Genomic DNA, 7,096 nt, shown 5'->3' with positions numbered 1-7,096 from the left:
ATCCCCGTTCGTGCTGAGCCTGTCGAAGCACGGTGAGACCCACCCGCCCTCCGACAGGCTCGGGGGCAACGGGTCTCAGAAACCCGATCCCCCCGCCTAGCCCCGCACGATCTCCATCACGTCGAGCGTCGAATGGAAGCCCGGGAACGGCAGCACCAGCCGCCAGCGCGCGGTGCCGATCCGCTCGACCAGCCCCGCCATGTCGCGCTGCCGGTCGCGGCCGTAGCGCATCGGCCGGTCCTCGTCGCCGAGCGCCAGCGTCCCGAGGAAGATCGTCCGCGAATCGGTGCTGTCGAACAGATTGCCGCTCGCCCTCTGGTCGCCATCGGTGACGAACTGGCGGACGATCCCCGTCTCGCTTACCCGGCAGCTCGTCCAGCCGCCGCTCAGCAGCGGTCGCGCACCCGGTCCGATCCCGCCAAGCCGGTGCACCCGGCAGCGATAGACGCCGGGCAGCAGCGCCGCGCCCTCGATCACCCGGTCGGGGTCGAACAGGTCCGCGTCGGCGGTGAGCCGCTCGCGTCCCTCGGGCGTCGCGCGCACCTTGGTCAGCGCCTGTATCCAGGCGTCGCGCCAGCCGCGCAGGCGTTCGCGGTCCTGCCGCGTCGCGACCTTGCGCCAGTCGCTGTCGCCCGTGTCCTGCGCGCGCACCGCGGCGGTGGCGAGCATCGCGCCGGCGAGCGTCACCGCCAGAAAACGCCCCACCCTCATGCCGCGGTCCAGCCGCCGTCCACCGACAGATTGGCGCCGGTGATCGCCTTGGCCTCGTCGCGGCACAGGAACAGCGCCAGCGCCGCCACCTGCTCGGGCGTCACGAACTCCTTGGTCGGCTGCGCGGCGAGCAGCACGTCGTTCATCACCTGCTCGCGCGTGAGCCTGCGTGCGGTCATCGTATCTGGGATCTGCGCCTCGACCAACGGCGTCCAGACATAGCCCGGCGAGATGCAATTGACCGTCACGCCATGCTGCGCCGTCTCCAGTGCGATCGTCTTGGTCAGTCCGACCAGCCCGTGCTTGGCCATCACATAGGCCGATTTGTTGGGGCTCGCGACGAGGCTGTGCGCCGAGGCGGTCGAGATGATCCGCCCCCAGCGCTGCGCCTTCATGTGCGGGACGGCGGCGCGCATCGCATACCAGGCGCTGGTCAGGTTGATCGCCAGGATCGCCTCCATCCGCTCGGGCGGAAACGCTTCGATCGGCGCGACATGCTGGACGCCGGCATTGTTGACGAGGATGTCGACGCGGCCGGTCTCGCGCGCCGCACGCTCGACCAGCGCGGCGATCTCGTCGGGCTTGGTCATGTCGGCGGCATCGTACAGCGCCGCCGCGCCACTCGTCGCGGCGAGCTCGGCGCGGACCGTCTCGATCGCCTCCGCCTCGCCGAAGCCGTTGATGACCAACGCTGCGCCTTCCGCAGCGAACGCCCGCGCATAGGCGAGGCCGATGCCTGACGTGGACCCGGTGACAATCGCGGTCTTGCCCTTGAGGACCATAGACGTGCTCTCCTGCTATGCCTCCCGTCTGCGTCGATGCGCGCGCTGTTGCAACCGGGGGTGGGGTTCGGGCATTCGTAACGCAAGCTAAACGGAGCCTTGCATGCGCCTCGACGATTTCGATCCCAATATTGACGTCGGCGATCAGGGGAACCGCGGCGGCGGTTTCGGTGGCGGCGGTGGCGGCGGCGGCCTTTTGTTCGGCCTGTTGCCGCTGATCGGCAGCCGCTTCGGCTGCGGCGGCATCATCGTCGTGCTGCTGCTGATGGCGGTGTTCGGCGGGCTCGGCAATCTCGGCAGCCTCGTCGGCGGCGGTGGCGGCAGCGGCACGCAGGTGACGCGGAGCGCGCCGTCCGAAGGCGGCTCGGCCACCGCGGTCTGCACCTCAGATCCCGCCAAGAAATCGGCCTGCGACGCGTTCAGCTCGGCGCAGAAGACCTGGACCGCGCTGTTCGCGCAGAGCGGCCAGCGTTTCGCCGCACCCGGCCTGCGCTTCTTCTCGCAGAACGGCCAGTCGGGCTGCGGCGCCGCGCAATCGGCGATGGGGCCGTTCTATTGCCCGACCGACCAGCGCATCTATCTCGACACCAGCTTCTTCGACGAACTCGCCAACCGCTTCGGCGCCAAGGGCGATTTCGCGCAGGATTACGTGATCGCGCACGAATTCGGCCATCACATCCAGAATCTGCTCGGCACGTCGGACAAGGTGCAGAACGTCCAGCGCAGCGGTAGCGAAACCGAAGGCAATGCCGCCTCGGTCCGCCTCGAACTGCAGGCGGATTGCTATGCCGGCGTCTGGGCCGCGCAGAACCGCAGCCGCATGGAGCCGGGCGATCTCGAAGAGGGCCTGACCGCCGCGCAGGCGATCGGCGACGACACGCTCCAGAAGGAATCGACCGGCCGCGTCGTCCCCGACAGCTTCACGCACGGCACCTCGGCGCAGCGCATGCACTGGCTGCAACGCGGCATCCAGACCGGCGACCCCGCCCAGTGCGACACGTTCAGCGGCGCGATCTGACGGACTCCCCGCCCTCGCGAGGGAGGGGCGCGTATCGCAGCGGTGTCGAGGCGCGATTGCCCTGACTCAAAAGCTCCGTCACCCCGGACTCGTTCCGGGGTCCACCGGGCCACGAGGGAACGGTACCGCCTCCAGCCCTCCTCCCAGCCGCAGAGTGGACCCCGGAACGAGTCCGGGGTGACGATGTGAGCTGGGACAGCGATTGACCTACGCTGACGGTCATATGGACCCTTCCCCGCATGGAGCGGAACTAACGCCCCGCCAGCTGCCGGGCGAAATGCACCTCGACCGCCTTGGTCACGCTGTCGGCGATCCGTTCGCGGCCCGCCGGGCTGTCGAGGAACGCCGCATCGACCGGGTTGGAGATATAGCCCGTCTCGAACAGGATCGACGGCATGTCCGGCGCCTTGAGCACCATCAGCGACGCCATGCGGTGGAACACCGGCTTGGTCGGGATGCGCGGCTTCGCCTCGCGGCCGAGCAGCCGGGCGAAGCTCGCCGAACTGTTCATCGTCTCGCGCTGCGCGAGATCGATCAGGATCGACGACACGTCCGCCCCGGCATCGCCCAGATTGACCCCGGCGATCACGTCCGCCTTGTTCTCGCGCAGCGCCAGCCGCGCCGCTTCCTTGTCCGACGCCACTTCGGACAAGGTATAGACCGACGCGCCGCTCGCATCGCCGCTGCCGACGCTGTCGCAATGGACCGAGATGAACAGGCTGGCCTTCAGCCGCCGCGCGATGCCGTAGCGTTCGCGCAGCACCAGATAGCGATCGTCGTCGCGGGTCAGCGCCACCCGCACCCGCCCGCTCGCCAGCAACGCATCGCGGATCGACCGCGCGATGCGCAACGTCACGTCCTTCTCGCGCAGCCCGGTGACCGCGTTGATCGCCCCCGGATCGACCCCGCCATGACCGGCGTCGATCACCACCAAAGGCCGGCTGTCGTCGCCACGCACGCGTGGCAGCGCCGCGGCGCGCGCCGGCGGCGGCACGGGGATCGACAGCTTGTACTTGGGCCGCGCCCCCCATTCGCCGAGATCGACCGCGAAGAAGCGCACCGGCCCCGCCGCAGCCGCCGCGGCGACCCGCGCCGCGGTCGCCGGTGCGATCGACAGCGCCAGATTGCCGTCGGCATCGAAGCCGCCGTCGGCGATCACCGCCGGTCGCGCGAGATCGAGCAGCAACCGCGTGCCGTCGCCCTGCCGCACCTGCCTGATGCTCCGCACCAGCCCGCCGGTGACCATCTCCGCACCGGGGATCGCCTGCGCGACGTCGACCGCGATCTGGCGGCTGCCGCGCAGCACCATGCCCGTCGCGTCGATCACCGGCCCGTCGAACCGTACGACGATGCGGCCGCCGTCGACCACGACGCTGCGGATCGCCGTCGCGGCATGCGCCGGCACGCTCGCGCACCAGCCGAGGATCAGGGCAACGATCGCGATCATCGGGCGACCTTGCCGCGCCGCGGGGGCGCCGGTCCAGCGAAAAGCCATGGCACGTTCCTTGGGCGCCGGCGTCTGGCCGGCGCCTGAACGAGCATCATGACCGGCAGGCGCCAACGCCCGGTTGCGCGGCGCGGTTAATGCACGATTCGGCATGAATTTGCCGCCGCTCCGGCAGATTCGTGCCAGTTGCGATACGAGAAGCGCAATGCTACCAACGGACTGCACCCGTGCGTCGCGCTTCATTCGTGCAAGCGACGCATCGGTCCCCGCGCCGTCCTGGCGCGGTTCTAACCAGGTTGACGCTCGCATGACGCACTTATCCAACGCTCGACACCGCCCGGCCTCGGCCGGCGGCGTGGCGAGCGTGTGGGAGGGCCGTGCCCCCCGACGTGCGCGGCGAGCAGACGCATTCTCACCATCCCGCGCCGGTCCGCCCGGCGCCATCTATCAACGCGCATGCGCGCCCTGCGACCCGGTTGCAGGAGCGCCACGCGCGCGGAGACCATTCAATGACCACGCGTATGCTGATCGACGCACGCCACCGGGAAGAGACCCGGGTCGCCGTCGTCAAGAATAACCGGATCGAGGAGTTCGATTTCGAAAGCGCCGAGCGCAAGCAGCTCAAGGGCAATATCTATCTCGCCAAGGTGACCCGCGTCGAACCGTCGCTGCAGGCGGCGTTCGTCGATTACGGCGGCAATCGCCACGGCTTCCTCGCGTTCAGCGAAATCCACCCCGATTATTATCAGATCCCCAAGGAGGATCGCGACGCGCTGCTGCGCGAGGAGGCGGAGCATGCCGCCGAAGAAGCCGCGCTGCGCGCCGAACATGACGGCGACGACGACGATCACGACGGCGACGAGCACGGCGACGACGACCACGACGATTTCGACGACGCCGACCATCACGACGACGGCGAGCACGACGAGGCCGAAGGCGCGGCCGAGGGCACGTCGAAGAAGCCGCGCAGCGCCAATGACGAGGAGGTCGAGGCGCTGCGCCAGCGTCGCATGAACCTGCGCCGTCGCTACAAGATCCAGGACGTCATCCGCCGCCGTCAGGTGCTGCTGGTCCAGGTCGTCAAGGAAGAGCGCGGCAACAAGGGTGCGGCGCTGACCACCTATCTGTCGCTCGCCGGCCGCTATTGCGTGCTGATGCCCAATACGTCGCATGGCGGCGGCATCAGCCGCAAGATCAGCAACGCGTCGGACCGCAAGCGCCTGAAGTCGATCATGGCCGACATGCAGTTGCCGCCGTCGATGGGCTGCATCGTCCGCACCGCGGGCCTCCAGCGCACCAAGGTCGAGATCAAGCGCGACTTCGATTATCTCGCGCGGCTGTGGGACGGTATCCGCGAGGCGACGCTGAGCTCGGCGGCGCCGGCGCTCGTCTATGGCGACAGCGACCTCATCAAGCGCGCGATCCGCGATATCTACAACAAGGATATCGACGAGGTCATCGTCGAGGGCGAGGAGGGCTTCCGCCAGGCGAAGGACTTCATGAAGCTGCTGATGCCCAGTCACGCACGCCGCGTCCGGCAATATGCCGACGCCGTGCCGCTGTTCCAGCGCGCGCATGTCGAGGACCAGCTCGCCGCGATGTACCATCCGGTCGTGCAGCTGAAGTCGGGCGGCTATCTCGTCATCAACCCGACCGAGGCGCTGGTGTCGATCGACATCAACTCGGGCCGCTCGACCCGCGAGCACAATATCGAGCAGACCGCGACCGCGACCAATCTGGAAGCCGCGCAGGAGATCGCGCGCCAGCTCCGCCTGCGCGACATGGCCGGGCTCGTCGTCATCGACTTCATCGACATGGACAACAATTCCAATGTCCGGAAGGTCGAGAAGGCGATGAAGGACGCGCTCAAGGACGATCGCGCCCGCATCCAGGTCGGCCGCATCTCGTCCTTCGGCCTGATGGAGATGAGCCGTCAGCGGCTGCGCACCGGCGTGCTCGAAGCCTCCACCCGCGCCTGCCCGCATTGCGAGGGCACCGGCCTCGTCCGCACCGCCTCGTCGGCGGGCCTGTCGGCGCTGCGCCTGATCGAGGAAGAGGCTGCGCGCGGCCGCGGCTCGCTGCTGACGCTGCGCGCCAGCCAGGAAGCGACGATCTACGTCCTCAACCGCAAGCGCGCCGATATCGCCGAGATCGAGGATCGCTACGGCGTCCAGGTCGAGATCATCCCCGATCGCGAGGAAGAGGGCGCGCGCATGTCGGTCGAGGCCTCCGGCCCGCCGCCCGCTTACGCCCCCAAGATCGAGGCGCTCGTCGAAGAGGAATATGACGACGTCCCCGAGGAGATCGAGGAGGAAGAGGAAGACGAGGAGATCGTCGAGGCGGAGGAAGAGCCGCGTCGCGAAGGCGGTCGTCGTCCCGAGCGCGAGGAGCGCGGCGAGGACGAGGGCGAAGGCCGCGGTCGTGGCCGCCGTCGTCGCCGTCGCGGTCGTCGCGGTCGCAAGGACGAGAATGGCGAGGCGTTGCAGGACGAAACCGACGGCGAGACCGAAGGCGAGGCTGAGGACGGCGTCGAGGCCGAGGCGATTGCCGGCGACGCCGAGACGACGCATGCCGAGACCGGCGAACGTCCCGAGGGCGAAGGCCGTCGTCGCCGTGGCCGTCGCGGTCGCCGTGGTGGCCGTCGTCAGGAGGGCGGCGCCGACGCCGCGCAGACCGTCGAAGCCGGTGGCGACACCGCCGAGGACGATCTGCCGCCCGCCGATCTCGAGCCGATCGTCGAAGCCGGCGATGCCGGCCCGGTGATCACCGGCCTCAACGCCCCCGAACCGGCGACGGTCGAGGACGCGCCCCCGGTCGAGGCGCCCAAGACGCGCCGCCGTCCCCGCGCCCGCAGCGCCGCCGCCCCGGCGGCCGAAGCCGCCGTCGAGACGGTGGCCGAGGAAGCTGCCCCCGCGGCGGTCGCCGAACCGGTCGCCGAGGAACCCGCCGCCAAGCCGAAGCGCACCCGCAAGAAGAAGGCGGACGTCGAGGCGGTGACCGAGGCGCCCGCCCCGGAAGCACCGCAGGAGGCCCCCGTCGCCGAGGAAAAGCCGAAGCGTCGCCGCACCCGCAAGGCCGCGACGACCGAGGCGGCGCCGGCGGACACGATCGAGGCCCCCGCCCCGATCGAGCCGACGC

General features: G+C 69.5%; 5 protein-coding genes. 2 read left to right on the top strand and 3 right to left on the bottom strand.

Going from position 1 to position 7,096, the window contains the following annotated elements; genetic code table 11:
• Positions 1 to 96 precede the first annotated feature (96 nt).
• Positions 97 to 711, bottom strand: coding sequence for a DUF4893 domain-containing protein (locus FFS23_RS19490; RefSeq protein WP_137899908.1), 615 nt, complete (start codon positions 709 to 711; stop codon positions 97 to 99).
• Positions 708 to 1,493, bottom strand: coding sequence for a 3-hydroxybutyrate dehydrogenase (locus FFS23_RS19485; RefSeq protein ID WP_137899907.1), 786 nt, complete (start codon positions 1,491 to 1,493; stop codon positions 708 to 710). Before FFS23_RS19485 ends, FFS23_RS19490 begins: the two co-directional genes overlap by 4 nt.
• A 103-nt stretch (positions 1,494 to 1,596) precedes the next feature.
• Between FFS23_RS19485 and ypfJ the strand changes: the two genes are divergently transcribed.
• Positions 1,597 to 2,511 carry a KPN_02809 family neutral zinc metallopeptidase gene (gene ypfJ / locus FFS23_RS19480; RefSeq protein WP_137899906.1) on the top strand — a complete coding sequence of 305 codons (915 nt, stop codon included), beginning with the start codon at positions 1,597 to 1,599 and terminating at the stop codon, positions 2,509 to 2,511.
• Between the two features lie 250 nt (positions 2,512 to 2,761).
• Here the strand turns inward: ypfJ and FFS23_RS19475 are convergent, their stop codons facing one another.
• Entirely contained in the window at positions 2,762 to 4,006 is a 1,245-nt protein-coding gene (locus tag FFS23_RS19475; protein WP_249340767.1) for an N-acetylmuramoyl-L-alanine amidase family protein, read from the bottom strand.
• 461 nt (positions 4,007 to 4,467) lie between these two features.
• On the opposite strand from FFS23_RS19475, the gene FFS23_RS19470 reads away from it, so the two are divergent.
• The coding region (locus FFS23_RS19470) for an Rne/Rng family ribonuclease (protein WP_249340766.1) at positions 4,468 to 7,096 on the top strand (2,629 nt) is incomplete at its 3' end.

The sequence above is a fragment of the Sphingomonas sp. 2SG genome, from assembly GCF_005503285.1.
GTDB lineage: Bacteria > Pseudomonadota > Alphaproteobacteria > Sphingomonadales > Sphingomonadaceae > Sphingomonas > Sphingomonas taxi.
This window is presented reverse-complemented; position numbering and strand designations above follow the sequence as displayed.

Bases quoted from the DNA above. Each gene is read 5' to 3' on its own strand.
- FFS23_RS19475 (WP_249340767.1), bottom strand. From the start codon at position 4,006: ATGGCTTTTCGCTGGACCGGCGCCCCCGCGGCGCGGCAAGGTCGCCCG.
- ypfJ (WP_137899906.1), top strand. From the start codon at position 1,597: ATGCGCCTCGACGATTTCGATCCCAATATTGACGTCGGCGATCAGGGG.
- FFS23_RS19490 (WP_137899908.1), bottom strand. From the start codon at position 711: ATGAGGGTGGGGCGTTTTCTGGCGGTGACGCTCGCCGGCGCGATGCTC.
- FFS23_RS19485 (WP_137899907.1), bottom strand. From the start codon at position 1,493: ATGGTCCTCAAGGGCAAGACCGCGATTGTCACCGGGTCCACGTCAGGC.